This is a genomic window from Janthinobacterium sp. 17J80-10, assembly GCF_004114795.1.
Classification (GTDB): domain Bacteria; phylum Pseudomonadota; class Gammaproteobacteria; order Burkholderiales; family Burkholderiaceae_D; genus Paucimonas.
The window spans coordinates 2,620,889-2,635,935 of record NZ_CP035311.1; the positions used below are offsets into that span (position 1 = coordinate 2,620,889).

The following is a 15,047-nucleotide window of genomic DNA, read 5'->3' on the forward strand; positions in this document are numbered from 1 at the left end:
TTTCCTATTCGCTCGTATTACCTGCAGGCACCAGAATTTCCCGGTTGCCATTGGATTGCATGGTTGACACCATGCCGCTCTGCTCCATCTGTTCGAGCAGGCGTGCAGCCCGATTGTAGCCGATGCGCAGGTGACGCTGCACGAGCGAGATCGAAGCGCGGCGATGTTTCAGGACCACGGCGACGGCCTGGTCATACAGCGCATCGGCTTCACCGCCGCCGGCACCCTCGCCGCCCAGCGCGCCGCCCTCGCCGCCTTCTTCCAGCGCCCCGCCTTCGAGGATGCCTTCGATGTAGTTGGGTTCGCCCTGTGCCTTCAGGTGGGTGACCACGCGGTGCACTTCCTCATCCGAGACAAAGGCGCCGTGCACGCGGATCGGCAGGCCGGTTCCCGGCGGCATGTAGAGCATGTCGCCCATGCCGAGCAAGGCTTCGGCGCCCATCTGGTCGAGAATGGTGCGCGAATCGATCTTGCTGCTGACCTGGAAAGCGATGCGGGTCGGGATATTCGCCTTGATCAGGCCGGTAATGACGTCCACCGAGGGCCTTTGCGTTGCCAGGATCAGGTGAATGCCGGCGGCGCGCGCCTTTTGCGCGATGCGGGCGATCAGCTCTTCCACCTTCTTGCCCACCACCATCATCAGGTCGGCCAGTTCGTCGATGATGATGACGATGGTCGGCAGTTTTTCCAGCGGCTCGGGCGCGTCCGGCGTCAGGCTGAAGGGATTCGGGATTTTTTCTTCCTTCTTGTCCGCGTCGGCGATCTTGTTGTTATAGCCGGCCAGGTTGCGCACGCCAAGTTTGCTCATGAGCTTGTAGCGCCGCTCCATCTCGCCCACCGCCCAGTTCAGCGCATGGCCGGCCTGGCGCATGTCGGTGACGACCGGCGCCAGCAAGTGCGGAATGCCTTCATACACCGACATTTCCAGCATCTTGGGATCGATCAGGATCAGGCGCACATTGTTTGGATCGGCCTTGTAGAGCAGCGACAGGATGGTGGCATTGATGCCCACCGACTTGCCCGAACCGGTCGTGCCCGCCACCAGCAGGTGCGGCATCTTGGCCAGGTCTGCCGTGACCGGATTGCCGGCGATATCCTTGCCGAGCGCCACCGTCAGGCTGGATGTGCTGTCGTTGTAGACCTTGGAGCCGAGGATCTCGGTCAGGCGCACGATCTGGCGCTTTGGGTTGGGCAACTCCAGCCCCATGTAATTCTTGCCCGGGATGGTTTCGACCACGCGGATCGAAGTCAGCGACAGCGAACGCGCCAGATCCCGCGCCAGGTTGACGATCTGGCTACCTTTGACGCCCGTGGCCGGCTCGATTTCATAGCGGGTGATCACGGGGCCCGGATAGGCCGCCACCACCTTGGCATCGACGCCGAAATCGGATAGCTTTTTCTCGATCAGGCGGCTGGTGAACTCCAGCGTCTCGACACTGACGGTTTCCTGCGACGGCGGCGCATCATCCAGCAACGACAGCGGCGGCAGGTTGGTGTCGCTCAGGTCGGCAAACAGCGATACCTGTTTTTCCTTTTCTACCCGTTCCGACTTCGGCACCGCGACCACTTGCGGTTCGATGCGGATCGGCGGCGCCACATCGATTTTCGCGCGCTCCTGCACCACGGCCACTTCCCGCTTGACTGCAGCTTCGTGGCCCAGCTTGCGGTCTTCACGAACGGCATTGAGTTTGCGGATCGCGGCAATCGTCCATTCGATGCCGGCGCCAATCTTTTCCGCCACCGTCAGCCATGAAACCTGGAACAACAGGCTGAAACCGATGCCGAATACGAGCAGCAGCAGCAAGGTTGCGCCGGTAAAACCGAAGGCATTGTAGGCGGCGGCGCCAAACACTTCGCCCAGCACGCCGCCGGGCGCGCGCGGCAAGGCGGCCTTGAGGGAGTGCATGCGCAGGTATTCGATCGCCACGCTGCCGGAAATCAGCAGCACGAAGCCGATCGCGCGCACCCAGCCCTCATGGCGCGGCACCGCTTCCGGCTCCTGGCGCAGGAGGAAACGCAGCGACAGCCGGCGGTATCCGCTCCATACGGTCCACAGGACCAGCACGATCCACCACCAGGCAGACATGCCGAACACGAACAGCATCACGTCAGCCAGCCAGGCGCCGGCGTGCCCTCCCCAGTTATGCAGGCGCGTCACTGCATTGGCGTGCGACCAGCCCGGGTCAACGCGGGAATAACTGGACAGGATCATGACCAGGTATACCGCCAGTCCGGACAAGCCGATCCAGCGCGCTTCGGACAGCAGGCGTACCAGCCGGCTGGGTTCTTCAGGCTCGGCGGGGGCGGAATTGCGGGTGTAGGCTTGGGCGGTTCTCGTCATAAATCAGCTTGCGGTCGCATCGACTATAATCTTGCTTAGTTTACCTTGCGCAAGGCGGAATAATCCGGCCATGTGGAAATTTTGCACTGCTTGCGCGCGCATTTATCTATAAATTTCTTCCCGAGACCCGCTTATGACCACTTCCAAACACGCCAAAGTACTGATTCTTGGTTCCGGCCCGGCCGGCTACAGCGCCGCCGTGTATGCCGCGCGCGCCAATCTCAAGCCGGTGCTGGTGACCGGCGTCGAGCAAGGCGGCCAGCTGATGACCACGACCGACGTCGAAAACTGGCCGGGCGACCCGATGGGCGTGCAAGGCCCGGAACTGATGCAGCGCCTGCTGCAGCACGCCGAGCGCTTCCAGACCGAGATCGTGTTCGACCATATCCACACGACTTATCTGAATGAAAAGCCGTTTCGCCTGGTCGGCGACGCCGGCACCTATACCTGCGACGCCCTGATCATCGCCACCGGCGCCTCGGCACAATACCTGGGCCTGCCCTCGGAAGAAGCCTTCATGGGCCGTGGCGTGTCCGCCTGCGCGACCTGCGACGGCTTTTTCTATCGTGGCCGCGATGTCGCCGTGATCGGCGGCGGCAATACCGCGGTCGAGGAAGCGCTGTACCTGTCCAACATCGCCAGCAAGGTCACCGTGATCCACCGCCGCGACAAGTTCCGCGCCGAGCCGATCCTGATCGACCGCCTGATGGCCAAGGTCGCCGAAGGCAAGATCGAGGTCAAATGGAACCATACCCTGGATGAAGTGCTGGGCGACGCCTCCGGCGTCACCGGCATACGCATCAAGTCGACGGCCGATGGCAGCACCGGCGAATTCAACGTGCACGGCCTCTTCATCGCGATCGGCCACAAGCCCAATACGTCGATCTTCGAAGGCCAGATCGACATGCACAACGGCTACATCAAGACCAAGACCGGCCTTGAGGGCGGCGCCACCGGGACCAATATTCCCGGCGTATTCGCCGCCGGCGATGTCCAGGACCACATCTATCGCCAGGCCATCACCAGCGCCGGCACCGGCTGCATGGCGGCGCTCGATTCCCAGCGCTACCTCGAAGGCCTGGAAGACAAGTAAATCTTGCAAGGTGAACCGCAATGGCCGCCATCAAGGATTTCGCCGCGCTCAAGTCATTGAGCGCGGAACTCAAGCAAAAGGAAGAAGCCCGCAAGGCCGAGGCTGCGGAGCGCGCGCGCCGCGAGGAAGAGGCGCAGCGCGAGGCCGACCTGTTCCGCCGCAGCATCGGCGGCAACATCAAGCCGCTGCCCTCCCCGGACAAGATCAGCCATACCCCCGCGCCACCGGCGCCGCTTGCGCGCCAGTCGCAGGCCGATGAAGAGGCAGCGCTGAAGGAATCGCTGTCGGATGAATTCAGCGTCGAAACCCTGCTCGAAAGCGATGAAGCGCTAAGCTATGCCCGCGCGGGCATCGGTTCTGACGTGCTGCGCAAGCTGCGGCGCGGCCAGTGGGTCATCCAGGGTCAGCTCGACCTGCACGGCATGCGCACTGATGAAGCGCGCGAAGCGCTGGGCGAATTCTTGCGCGACACCGTCAAGCGCGGCCGGCGCTGCGTGCGCATCGTTCACGGCAAGGGGCTGGGGTCGGTGAACAAAAAGCCCGTCCTGAAAAACAAGGTTCGCAACTGGCTCGTGCAAAAAGACGAAGTGATCGCATTTTGCCAGGCAACGGCTGCCGATGGCGGCGCCGGCGCGCTGATCGTGCTGTTAAAAGCGCAAAGCTGAAACGCGCAGGGTCGGGCCCGCAATGCAAAAGGGTTCTCACAAGGAGAACCCTTTTTGTCAAGCAGCTGCCGATTTAAACGGCGTCCGGGCCGGTTTCGCCGGTACGGATGCGAATCACCTGCTCGACGCTGCGCACGAAAATCTTGCCATCGCCGATCTTGCCGGTACGCGCCGCCTTGATGATGGCGTCGACTGCCTGGTCGACCACCGCATCGTCGACCACTGCCTCGATTTTCACTTTCGGCAAAAAATCCACCACGTATTCGGCGCCGCGATACAACTCGGTATGGCCTTTCTGGCGACCGAAACCCTTGACTTCGGTGACGGTCAGGCCGGAAACACCGACGTCCGCCAGCGCTTCACGCACTTCGTCGAGCTTGAAAGGTTTGATGATGGCGACGATCTGTTTCATATGGGGCTCCCTGGGTTCGGATGAAATTGGATAATTATCGGGATTATTCCCGAATTCGTGCATCAATGGAACTTTGACGTAATCGGGTAGCGCCAGTCGCGTCCGAAAGCGCGATGCGTGACGCGGATACCGATTGGCGCCTGGCGCCGCTTGTATTCATTGATCTTGATAAGTTTCGTGACACGTTCGACGTCTTCGCGGCGGTAACCGGCAGCCTCGATTTCGCCCTGGCTCCTGTTCTGCTCCATGTACAGTTGCATGATGCCGTCCAGCACGTCGTAAGGGGGCAAGGAATCCTGGTCGGTCTGGTCCGGCCGCAGTTCGGCCGAGGGTGCGCGCGTCAGGATCCGCTCGGGTATGACCGGCTGGCCGGGCTTTTGCGCATTGCGCCAGGCGCACAAACGGTACACCAGGGTCTTGGCAATATCCTTGATCACGGCAAAACCGCCGGCCATGTCGCCATACAATGTGCAGTACCCCACCGCCATCTCGCTCTTGTTCCCCGTGGTCAGGACGATGGCGCCGAACTTGTTGGACAAGGCCATCAGCAAGGTGCCGCGGATGCGCGCCTGGATATTTTCTTCGGTGGCGTCTTCCTTCGTGCCGGCGAATTCCTGTGCCAGCGTGTTGCGGAACGCTGCAAAGCAATCCACGATCGGGATTTCATCGTAACGCACGCCCAGCCGCTCGGCCATGTCGCGCGCATCGATCCAGGAGATATCCGCCGTATAGGGCGAAGGCATCATCACCGTGCGCACCTTGTCGGCGCCGAGCGCATCGACGGCGATCGCCAGCACCAGCGCCGAATCGACCCCGCCGGACAGGCCGATGATCGCCCCCGGAAAACCATTCTTGCCGATATAGTCGCGCACGCCCAGCACCAGCGCCTGGTAGACCTGCGCTTCGATGGGCTGCTCGGCCGGCAAGGGCTGCGCCACAGGTGCCGCGCCATTGAATTCGACCATACGCAAGTCTTCTTCCAGGTGGGGCAGTTGCACGCACATCTGCCCTTGCTGGTCGAGCACGAAGGAATTCCCATCGAAAATCAGTTCGTCCTGGCCACCGGCCAGGTTGGCATACACGAGTGACAGGCCGTGCGCACTGACATTGGTGCGCATGACTTCGTGACGCTGGGATTGCTTGTTCATGTGGAAGGGCGAGGCATTCAGCACCAGCAAGACTTGCGCGCCGCCTTCCCGGGCGCGCAGCGGCGCCTGCGATGACCAGGTATCCTCACAGATGTTGATGCCGAAATGCACGCCGCCAACCTCGAAAACGTACGGCGCATCGGCCGCGGTGAAATAGCGTTTTTCATCGAACACCGTATCGTTGGGCAAGGCATGCTTGCAATACGTGCCGATGATCGCGCCATTGCACAGCACCGATGCGGCGTTGTAGCGGCTGCCATCCTGTTCCAGCGGATGGCCCACCACCACGCGCAAATCCTTCAGACTAGCAAGCTCGGCTGCCAGGGCTTCGAGCGCTTGCGCGGATTTTGCGTAGAATGAATGGCGCAGCAGCAAATCCTCGGGCGGGTAGCCGACCAGCGACAATTCCGGCGTGAGCACGATATGGGCACCCTGCGCTGCGGCGCGGCGGGCTTGCTCGATTATTTTCACGGAATTGCCGGCGAGGTCGCCGACGGTGCTGTTCATCTGGGCTATGGCGACTTTGACTGTCATGGCTGTCGATCTGATTGCTTGGACTGGTTTGATGTCGAATTATCGCATGGGTATCGTTTCCTCTCTGGACGCGATCGGAGAGGCCGCGTGGAATGATCTGGTGGCGCGGCAAACCGACGCCAATCCCTTCCTGTCGTACGCCTTTCTTTCAGCCCTGCATGACACCGGCTGCGCCAGCGCCGATACCGGCTGGCGACCGCAATACCTGTGCCTGTGGCAAGGCAAGGCATTGCACGCGGCCCTGCCCCTCTACGCCAAGTCGCACTCCTATGGCGAGTACGTATTCGACTGGGCCTGGGCCGATGCCTACAGTCGCCATGGCCTGCCCTATTATCCCAAGCTGCTGGCCGCCATCCCCTTTACGCCCGTATCGGGCAACCGCCTGCTGGCGCGCGACGATGCCGCGCGCCAGGCACTGGTGGCCGCCCTGGGCGAACTGCAGAAAAATGCCGGGCTGTCATCCACCCATGTGCTTTTTCCCACCGAAACCGAAGCGCAACTATTGCAGCAAGCCGGCTTCATGCTGCGCAGCGGCGTGCAGTTCCATTGGGAGAATCGCGGTTATGCGGACTTTAGCGATTTCCTGTCCACCCTGGAGCGCAAGAAAAGCAAGAACATCCGCGCCGAGCGCCGCAAGGTAGCCGAAGCCGGCGTGACATTCCGCCAGGTCGAGGGCACGGAGGCGACGGCGGCCGACTGGGGCTTTTTTTACCGCTGCTACGCCAACACCTATGCCGAACACCATTCAACGCCGTACCTGAATCCAGCCTTTTTCGAGCGCATCGGCAAGACCATGCCACAACATATCCTGCTGGTGCTGGCCGAGCGCGATGGCGCACCGATCGCCGCCTCGCTGGTGGTGCATGACCGGCACGCACTTTACGGACGTTACTGGGGCGCGCTCGAACAGGTCCCCTGCCTGCATTTCGAAACGGCCTATTACCAGCCGCTGGAATTTTGCATCCGCCGCGGCATTCCCGCTTTCGAGGGCGGCGCCCAGGGCGAACACAAGCTGGCGCGCGGCTTCTTGCCGCGCCAGACCTGGTCAGCCCACTGGATCGCCGAACCCGCATTTGCCGACGCAATCCGGCATTTCCTGCGCCGGGAAAGCAGCGGCATGGGCGCCTATATCGATGAACTGAACGAGCACGCACCCTTCAAAATGTTAACTGCAGTGTGAACAAATGTTAGATTTGCAATTTAACAACAACAAGTAATTGCAAGTTACAGACCTTGGGTGCAAGCTGCCAAGTCATGACAAGTCCACATGCCCCCGCACTAAAACAGGTCGTCCCCGCCCCACCGGAACTTAAACGGGTTGGCCGTTTCACTATCCTTCGTGAACTCGGACGCGGCGCCATTGGTGTGGTTTATCTGGCACAGGACCCGATCATCGACCGGCAGATTGCCCTCAAGACTTTCAATCCGAAGCTTTCGCAGATCGAACGCAAGAAGCACGAGGAACAGCTGATCAATGAAGCACGTGCCGCAGGGCGCCTGTCGCATCCGCATATCATCACGATCTATGATGCCAATACCGAGGGCGGACTGACCTACATTGCCATGGAATACCTGCAGGGGCGCGAGCTGAGCCGGCTCCTGGCGCGTGAACATCCCTTCGAGCTCAACGATATCGCCACCATCATCTGGAAAGTCGCCGATGCGCTCGATTACGCCCACCGCAACGACGTGGTGCATCGCGATATCAAGCCGGCCAACATTTTCATGGTCGGCGAAAACCAGCCGAAAATCGTCGATTTCGGCATTGCCCGTTCGCCCAACCGTGTCGCCGACCAGTTTGCGCAGACCAACGATGCGCCCTACACCCTTTTCCATAACAACATCCTGGGCACGCCCACCTACATGTCGCCGGAACAGGCCTGCGGCGAGCCGGCCGATGCCCGTTCGGACATCTACGCCCTGGGCGCGGTCATGTATGAAATGCTGGCCGGGCGCAAGCCCTTCCAGTCGCGCGACACAGAAAAGCTGCTGCAGATGATCGCCCTGAAGACGCCGCCGGCACCGCACGAGGTCAACCCCGAAGTGCCGGAAGCATTGTCGCTCATCGTCATGAAGGCCATGCAGAAGCGCCCGGAAAAACGCTACCAGCATGCGCACGAGATGGCCAACGATATCAAGCGCTACCTGGTTAAGGGACGTCGGCCGCAAAAGCCAAAACCGGAGATGGAAGAAGACGATGGCGCAGGCGAAGCCTCCCGCCCTGCGTTGAAACGGTTCGCCTGGCTCGCCGGCCTGCTGGCTTTGGCCGGTGGCGCTGCCGTGCTCGGCAGCCGCTTCCTGCCCTGACCGGCAGCACCGGCGGGGACCGCGACAGGACGCTAGCGCGAGCTCAGGGCTGCCACCACCTGCCCTTTCAATGTCTTGATCATGGCGGTCTCGTCAGGCGGCACGCCCTCGCTCGCCGGCAAGATCCGGTCGGCATAAAACAGCCCGAGCGGCTTTTTCTGCACCACCAGCGGCAGCACGATGAAGCTGCGGGCATCCGGCAGCAAGGCGCGGTGCCATGCGGGAATCAGGTCGCGGATCTTGGCGTCGGTGGCATCTGAAATCAGCAGATCGGCTTCATTGGCCATCGCCAGATGAAACAGGTCGCGCGAGGATGTCGCCGAAAACGCGAAACCGGCCTGGCGCGCCACATTGTTCTCCCCAAGCGAAATGCGCGCGCGGAACTGGTTGCTCTTGATGTCCTTGATGCACACGGTGGCAAAGCGAAATCCCATGCCACGGTAAATCGTCTCCAGCACCAGCATGATCAGGTCATTGGCCTTGCATCGGCCGGACGCCATCATTTCCGTCACATCCTGAACGCCGGCCAGAAGCAGCTCCCGCGCATTGAGCGGCTTGCCGCTGGCATGCCGCCCGACTGTCTGCAGCGGGTCTTCATCGCCTGCGGCCTGCAGCAAAAACTCCGCCGGCAAGCCGAGCAAGGAACCATCATCGCTTTCCAGCGCGCGCCACAAGGAGGGGGTTTTGTCGGGTTCCGGCGGCGTCGGCGCTGCAACTGTTGCAGGCGCCACCGGCGCCAGTTTCAGCTGGCTGGCCATGGCAGCGGTTTCTTCGGCGACAGTCGCCAGCATGGCGCCAAGCCTGGCCTGGTCCAGGTTCAGCGCAGCGCCAAAACGCCCCAGCAGCGCGGCGATGGCCGCGTCTGGATTGTCCGGCTGGGCCAGCACCTTGGCGGCGGCGTTGCTGAAAGCGGCGACTTGCTGTATCCATTCCTGGCGATTGCGGGGCGACCGCACGGGGCCGGCAGGCAACGGCGCCTGTGCCTGGATAATGGAATCCGGCATATCCCAGGCGGTCATGACGGTTTCCGCCAGGGTCTCGTAACTGCTGCCGATCACCTCGCGCGCCGCCTTGGCAGGGGCCATGCCCTCGCTCGCCAGCGCATTGATTTCGGCATACAGGGTATGGTCATGCGCAGCGACCAGCAGACGGCCAATGTTGCCAAACAGGGCAGCGATCGCGGCTTCCTCGGCATCCTTCAACTGGCTGCGGCGCGCCAGTTCACGGCCGAACATGCTGGCGGAAAGCGCATGCAGCAATTCTGCGCGCACGCCAGCGGCACGGCTACCGGGCATGCGATCCACCAGCAACATGCCGAGCGCGCAAGTCTTCACCGTGTCAAAGCCCAGCAGGAAGATTGCCTTGGAAATCGTGGTCACCGGCGAATTCGACGCATGGCTGCGAAAACAGGCGGCATTGGAGATGCGCAATATTTTCTGCGTCAGCCCGACGTCGGACATGATGAAGTGCGCCAGGCTGCGTACCGCCTCGTCATCCGAGGACGCCAGCTGCACCACCCGCGAGACGGAACTCCCCAGCGCCGGCAGGTTGCCATTGGCACTGATTTTTTCAAGTAGCTCTTCACGTACCGCTTGCAGTGCATCGCTGTCCGGCGCTGCAGCAATCTTTGATTCTTCCGAATGGTTCGGCACAGCGTGCATCCTCTTGTCTTTGGGGGTATATGTTTCCCAATCTAGCGTAATCAGACCATGGAAACAATCGCTCCGCAGCGGATATGCCGATTCGTGACATTATTTATAAAAAAAGCGCACAACCCGTGTGCGCTTTCTCTGCTCGAAGGCGGATTGTGCATCAAGCCTCGGCTGCATCCTTCTTGAAGGCTTCCACGCCAGCCATGATTTCAGCCTTGGCCGCATCCGGACCCGCCCAGCCATCGACCTTGACCCACTTGCCCTTTTCCAGATCCTTGTAGTGTTCGAAGAAATGCTGGATTTGCTGCAGGCGCAGTTCGTTGATGTCGTCCGGCTTTTGCCAGTGCTTGTAGATCGGCAGGATTTTGTCTACGGGAACCGCCAGCACCTTGGCATCGCTGCCGCCTTCGTCCGTCATGTTCAGCACGCCGATGGCGCGGCAGCGCACCACGACGCCGGGAATCAGCGGAAATGGCGTAATCACCAGCACGTCGACCGGATCGCCGTCGCCAGCGATGGTTTGCGGCACGTAACCGTAGTTGCACGGATAATGCATGGCCGTGCCCATGAAGCGGTCGACGAAAATGGCGCCGGATTCCTTGTCCACTTCATACTTGATCGGATCGGCATTCATCGGAATTTCGATGATGACATTGAAATCTTCGGGCAAATCGCGGCCGGCAGGTACTTTATTCAGGCTCATGGTGGTTTCTCTTGATTGAAAATGCTAGGTTGAAATGAAATTATAAAACCAGGGGAGCAAACCGGATTTGCCTAAATCAAGCCGCTCAACGCGCACTGGCGGTAATGCGCCTGCGCCTGCTTCTCCTGGCCCAGCGCTTCGTGCAACTGCGCCAGTTTAAGGTGAGCTTCGCGCAAGGTCGCGCTGTCATCGGCATCGGCCAGGGCCTGCTCGAGGAAACGCTGGGATTTGCCCCACAATTTCTGCTTCAGGCACAGCACGCCCAGGGTCAGCGCCAGCTCGGCATCTGCCGGACGCTCTGCGTGCCAGGACTCGCAGCGCTCGATTTGCGCCAGCAGCTCGGGCGAGCCTTCTGCCGCGGCAGAACGGCAATAGGCGCGCAGGAGGCGCTCGTCCCATTCCGCGGCCAATGCCTTTTCGATCACGGCGCGCGCCTCTCCCTGCAGGCCACTGGCATGGAAACTGTCCGCCGCATGCAAGGCGACCAGCGGCTGCAACTTGTCGGCAGCCGGCACATCGGTCCAGACCCGTCGAATCGACTCGGCATCATGGGTCCTGTCCGACAACAGCGCCTCATAAGCCATGGCGCGCAAGCGCCGCGACAATGCCGGATGCAGCGCGTTGTGCTTGTCCAGCGAGCGCACCAGGCGCAAGACTTCAGGCCAGTTCTGCGCCTGCTGGTTGGCCTTCAAGGCCAGGCGCAAGGCATGGATGTGGCGCGTGCCGCTGGCATTCAATTCTCCGACCGCTGCCAGGGCAGCGTCGGGCTCGCGGCCATCCACCAGCAAATCGACGCTGGTCATCAGGCGTGCCGTTTTCAAGGCGTTGTCGTCAGCGATCTTCGCCAGCCACTGGTCGCGGCGCGCGGCCTGGTCCATGCGGTGCGCTGCCTGGGCGCCGATCAGCGCAGCCAACCCGCCATTTTCGGCAGAATCGGCAGTACGTGCGGCAGCTTTCTCGGCATGGCCAAAACGGCCTTCCAGCAAGGCCTTGAGGGCGTCACGCAGCGCCTTGTTGCTTTCGCGCTCACGCTTGTTGCGGCGGTAAGCCGCCACGCGCTGCGGCATATTCATGGTGGCATCAAACGCCTTCATGGCGAAATACAGCAGGAAAAACAGCAGTGCCGCCGCCACCAGGAAGAAATTCAGCGAGAGGTCGATCCGGTATGGCGGATAGAAAAACACCACGTTGCCGGGATTGAAACGCGCCACGGCAGCCAGGCCGACGGCTGCCGCAAGAATGAAAAGTAGCCAGAGGAAGAATCGCATTATGGCGCAGCTTTGTAATTACGCACGGCATTCAGGCTGTCAGCCAGCGTCGGCATCTCGATCGACAGGTTGTTGTTCTGAACCTGCCGCAGCAGTGCCTGCGCGGCCTGGGTCTGCTTGGCGCGCGTGTCGAAATATTTGAGGATCGTGTCTTGCGCGGCCAGAATATCGTTGCGGAACGCCGATTCATTGCGCGACAACAGCGCCAGGCGCGCGCTCAGAAGGCGCAGCTTGAGGTTTTCGCGGGCGTAATACGCCTGGGTGGGCGACAGCAGCAAGGCTTCAGGCGTGGTGACTTCGCGCACGCGGACCAATTGCTTGATCTCCAGCCAGATTTCACTGCTCCAGCTATCCCACTTGTTGCGCACGGTGGTCATCCATTCGCCGGAAGCGGCGGCGGCTGGCGCGCCGGACGCTGGCGCAGGCTTGATGCGGGCATTCTTCGGCAGGGTCGCCGGCACGACCGGCTTTTCATCCGACAGCAGCGGCAAGTTATCGATCTGGCCGATCACGCTATCCAGGCGCAACGCCATGCCGGTCGTATCGACGATCGGCAGGGACTTGAGCTTTTCCTGGTCGCGCGCGATGGCGCGGCGCAGGGTAATGAATTGCGGCTTGTCCGAACGCGACAACAGGCGATCGGCATTTTGCAGCGCGATCAGAGCCCCCGGCACGTTGCCAGCCAGTTGCAGCTGCTGGCTGGCGGTTGACAATACCTGCTCGATTTCAGACAGCGCCCAGTCATCCCGGCTGCGTGACAATTCCTGGTAGAGCTGCTCAAGGGCAATTTGTTGATTTTGCGACTCGGCTTGCTTGTTTTCCAGAACATTGACCTTGGCTTGCAATTCCTTGCTCGTATCCTGGGCGGTCTTGGCCAGCATCCTGGTTTCGCTGTTCAGGACTTCACCGCTCTGCAGCCGCTGGGCCAAGGTGTTGCGCAGGCTTTTCAATTCCTTGTTGGTACTCCACCATTGCACCGCCAGCAACAGGGCCAGCGCCAGCAGCGCCAGCGTCAGCAGGCGCTGGATGCCCTTGCCGGTGCGGGCCAGAGGTTCGACAGGCGCGGCGGCGGGCGTGGCAGGCACGGACTCGGGACGCGGCATTGGGTCAGCAGAAGGAGGCAATTCGTTCATGGTCTGGATTGTAACGCGGCAAGCAGACCTTCGTCGCCTGATCCGGTTTCTGTTATGTTCATAAAACCCATCAGGCGTGCGGATTCCGCGATGCGCGCGTGCGGCAGCAAGAGGTGTTGCTGTTGCATTTTTGCCACGGCGCCTTCCCCGCCTGCCTGGCCAACGATTTCCACGAGATTGCGCATGGCTTCGGAACTGGTCACGATCCAGTCGCATGAGCTTTCGATCAGGCGCACCAGTTGGGCAAACTGTCCCGCCTCCGGGACGGGTGCGCTGCGCCGGTACGCCGCCACCGTGGTGACCCGCGCGCCGGCGGCACGCAGGGCATCGGCGAGCAACTCCCGGCCATTTTCACCACGAATAATGAGAACTTCCTTGCCGGGCAACAAAGATTTATCCAGCGCCGCCAGCAGGCCCTCGGAATCGCTGCGCCGGCTGTCGAGCGGCCGCAGGATCGTGGCATTGCCGTCGGTGACGCCGTGCCGTGCCAGCGCCATGCGGCTGCCTTCTCCGACAACAGCCAGCGTCATCCCGGCAGGCCACATGGGGCGCGCGGCAAATGCCGCATCGATCGCATTCGGGCTGACAAAAGCCACCAGGGCATAGCGTTCGAGGGCCGCCAGGGCCGCCTGCAATGGCGCCGGATCGGGCAAGGGGTGAATTTCCAGCAGCGGAAACAACACTGCCTCGCGGCCGAGCGCGGCTACCAGGCTGGCCAGTTCGCCAGCCTGGGCGGCAGGACGGGTAATGACGACTGGCCGCGGCATTCAGGCCTGGTCGGTGTGGCAAGCCGCCAGGATCGCCGCTGCGTCCTGGGCCTGCAACGCTTCAGCCACCTGTTTTCCCAGCACGTGCGGGGCGTCGGCGGCGCCGCTGGCCTCGGCGGTGGCAATGCGCTTGCCGTCGGGCGTTGCCACCATCGCGCGCAAGTGCATGATGCCGGCCTCGACCGTGCCAAAGGCCGCCAGCGGGATCTGGCAACTGCCGCCGAAGGTCTTGGAAACGGTACGCTCCGCCGCTACCGCCTGGGCCGTGGCGGCGTGATTCAGGGGCGCCAGCAAGGCTTGCAGTTCGGGACGACCGGCCGGGATCTCGATGGCCATGGCACCCTGCCCTGGCGCCGGCAGGCTTTGCTCGGGCGCGATCACGGCGCGAATGCGCTCAGGCAGGCCAAGCCGCTTCAGGCCGGCGGCAGCCAGGATGATGGCGGCATATTCGCCCCGGTCAAGCTTGCCCAGGCGCGTATCCAGATTGCCGCGCAATGGCCGGATCACAAGGTGCGGATAGCGCGCCGCAATCAGCGCCTGGCGGCGCAGGCTGCTGGTGCCGACGACGGCGCCGGCGGGCAGCGCCTCAAGACCGGCATAATCGTTGGAAACGAAGGCATCGCGCGGGTCTTCACGCTCCAGCACGGCAGCAAGCTCGAATCCCTCCGGCAGATCCATCGGCACATCCTTGAGGGAATGCACCGCCAGGTCGGCGCGGCCTTCGGCCATGGCTACTTCCAGTTCCTTGACGAACAAGCCCTTGCCGCCTACCTTTGACAGGGTGCGGTCAAGAATCTGGTCGCCGCGCGTGGTCATTCCGAGAATTTCAATGGAGCACTCTGGATATAATGCAGACAGGCGGGCACGCACATGCTCGGCTTGCCACATGGCGAGCCGGCTTTCCCGCGATGCAATTACCAGCTTGGAGGGGACAGGAGATTTCAAAACCAGGTCTTTCAAAAATTAGGCGATGCCATCGTACAGCGTAGATTTCGCCACAAATTTTATCACGCGCACCCTTGCC

13 protein-coding genes are annotated in these 15,047 nt (G+C 61.8%); 4 read left to right on the plus strand and 9 right to left on the minus strand.

What is annotated here, in order from left to right:
• Window positions 1-4: 4 nt before the first annotated feature.
• On the minus strand, window positions 5-2,341 hold the full coding sequence (locus EKL02_RS11745; protein ID WP_128902226.1) for a DNA translocase FtsK: 2,337 nt from the start codon (window positions 2,339-2,341) through the stop codon (window positions 5-7).
• Between the two features lie 133 nt (window positions 2,342-2,474).
• Here EKL02_RS11745 and trxB point away from each other — a divergent pair, with 133 nt between their 5' ends.
• Window positions 2,475-3,434 (plus strand): thioredoxin-disulfide reductase, encoded by a 960-nt coding sequence (gene trxB, locus EKL02_RS11750; RefSeq protein ID WP_128902227.1) that lies wholly within the window; start codon window positions 2,475-2,477, stop codon window positions 3,432-3,434.
• A gap of 20 nt (window positions 3,435-3,454) precedes the next feature.
• Entirely contained in the window at window positions 3,455-4,099 is a 645-nt protein-coding gene (locus tag EKL02_RS11755) for a Smr/MutS family protein (RefSeq protein WP_128902228.1), read from the plus strand.
• Between the two features lie 73 nt (window positions 4,100-4,172).
• Here EKL02_RS11755 and EKL02_RS11760 read toward each other — a convergent pair whose 3' ends face one another.
• Window positions 4,173-4,511, minus strand: a complete 339-nt coding sequence (locus EKL02_RS11760) for a P-II family nitrogen regulator (RefSeq protein ID WP_128902229.1) — start codon at window positions 4,509-4,511, stop codon at window positions 4,173-4,175.
• Window positions 4,512-4,573: 62 nt separating this feature from the next.
• Window positions 4,574-6,193, minus strand: coding sequence for an NAD+ synthase (locus tag EKL02_RS11765; protein WP_128902230.1), 1,620 nt, complete (start codon window positions 6,191-6,193; stop codon window positions 4,574-4,576).
• A gap of 31 nt (window positions 6,194-6,224) precedes the next feature.
• Between EKL02_RS11765 and EKL02_RS11770 the strand changes: the two genes are divergently transcribed.
• On the plus strand, window positions 6,225-7,373 hold the full coding sequence (locus tag EKL02_RS11770; RefSeq protein ID WP_128902231.1) for a GNAT family N-acetyltransferase: 1,149 nt from the start codon (window positions 6,225-6,227) through the stop codon (window positions 7,371-7,373).
• 74 nt (window positions 7,374-7,447) lie between these two features.
• A complete protein-coding gene (locus EKL02_RS11775; protein ID WP_128902232.1) occupies window positions 7,448-8,500 on the plus strand; it encodes a serine/threonine-protein kinase in 1,053 nt (350 codons plus the stop codon).
• Between the two features lie 32 nt (window positions 8,501-8,532).
• On the opposite strand, the gene EKL02_RS11780 is transcribed toward EKL02_RS11775, so the two are convergent.
• From EKL02_RS11780 to hemC, 6 genes are all read right to left on the minus strand, one after another.
• On the minus strand, window positions 8,533-10,152 hold the full coding sequence (locus tag EKL02_RS11780) for an HDOD domain-containing protein (protein ID WP_241687699.1): 1,620 nt from the start codon (window positions 10,150-10,152) through the stop codon (window positions 8,533-8,535).
• A 160-nt stretch (window positions 10,153-10,312) separates the two neighbouring features.
• Window positions 10,313-10,855 (minus strand): inorganic diphosphatase, encoded by a 543-nt coding sequence (gene ppa, locus EKL02_RS11785; RefSeq protein ID WP_128902234.1) that lies wholly within the window; start codon window positions 10,853-10,855, stop codon window positions 10,313-10,315.
• 71 nt (window positions 10,856-10,926) lie between these two features.
• Window positions 10,927-12,123 carry a heme biosynthesis protein HemY gene (locus EKL02_RS11790; protein ID WP_128902235.1) on the minus strand — a complete coding sequence of 399 codons (1,197 nt, stop codon included), beginning with the start codon at window positions 12,121-12,123 and terminating at the stop codon, window positions 10,927-10,929.
• On the minus strand, window positions 12,123-13,256 hold the full coding sequence (locus EKL02_RS11795; RefSeq protein WP_128902236.1) for a uroporphyrinogen-III C-methyltransferase: 1,134 nt from the start codon (window positions 13,254-13,256) through the stop codon (window positions 12,123-12,125). Before EKL02_RS11795 ends, EKL02_RS11790 begins: the two co-directional genes overlap by 1 nt.
• The gene (locus EKL02_RS11800) at window positions 13,253-14,023 is read right to left on the minus strand and encodes a uroporphyrinogen-III synthase (RefSeq protein WP_128902237.1); all 771 of its coding nucleotides are present in this window, start codon (window positions 14,021-14,023) and stop codon (window positions 13,253-13,255) included. The genes EKL02_RS11795 and EKL02_RS11800 overlap by 4 nt, the downstream gene beginning before the upstream one ends.
• Window positions 14,024-14,968 carry a hydroxymethylbilane synthase gene (gene hemC, locus EKL02_RS11805; protein ID WP_128902238.1) on the minus strand — a complete coding sequence of 315 codons (945 nt, stop codon included), beginning with the start codon at window positions 14,966-14,968 and terminating at the stop codon, window positions 14,024-14,026.
• Window positions 14,969-15,047 lie beyond the last annotated feature (79 nt).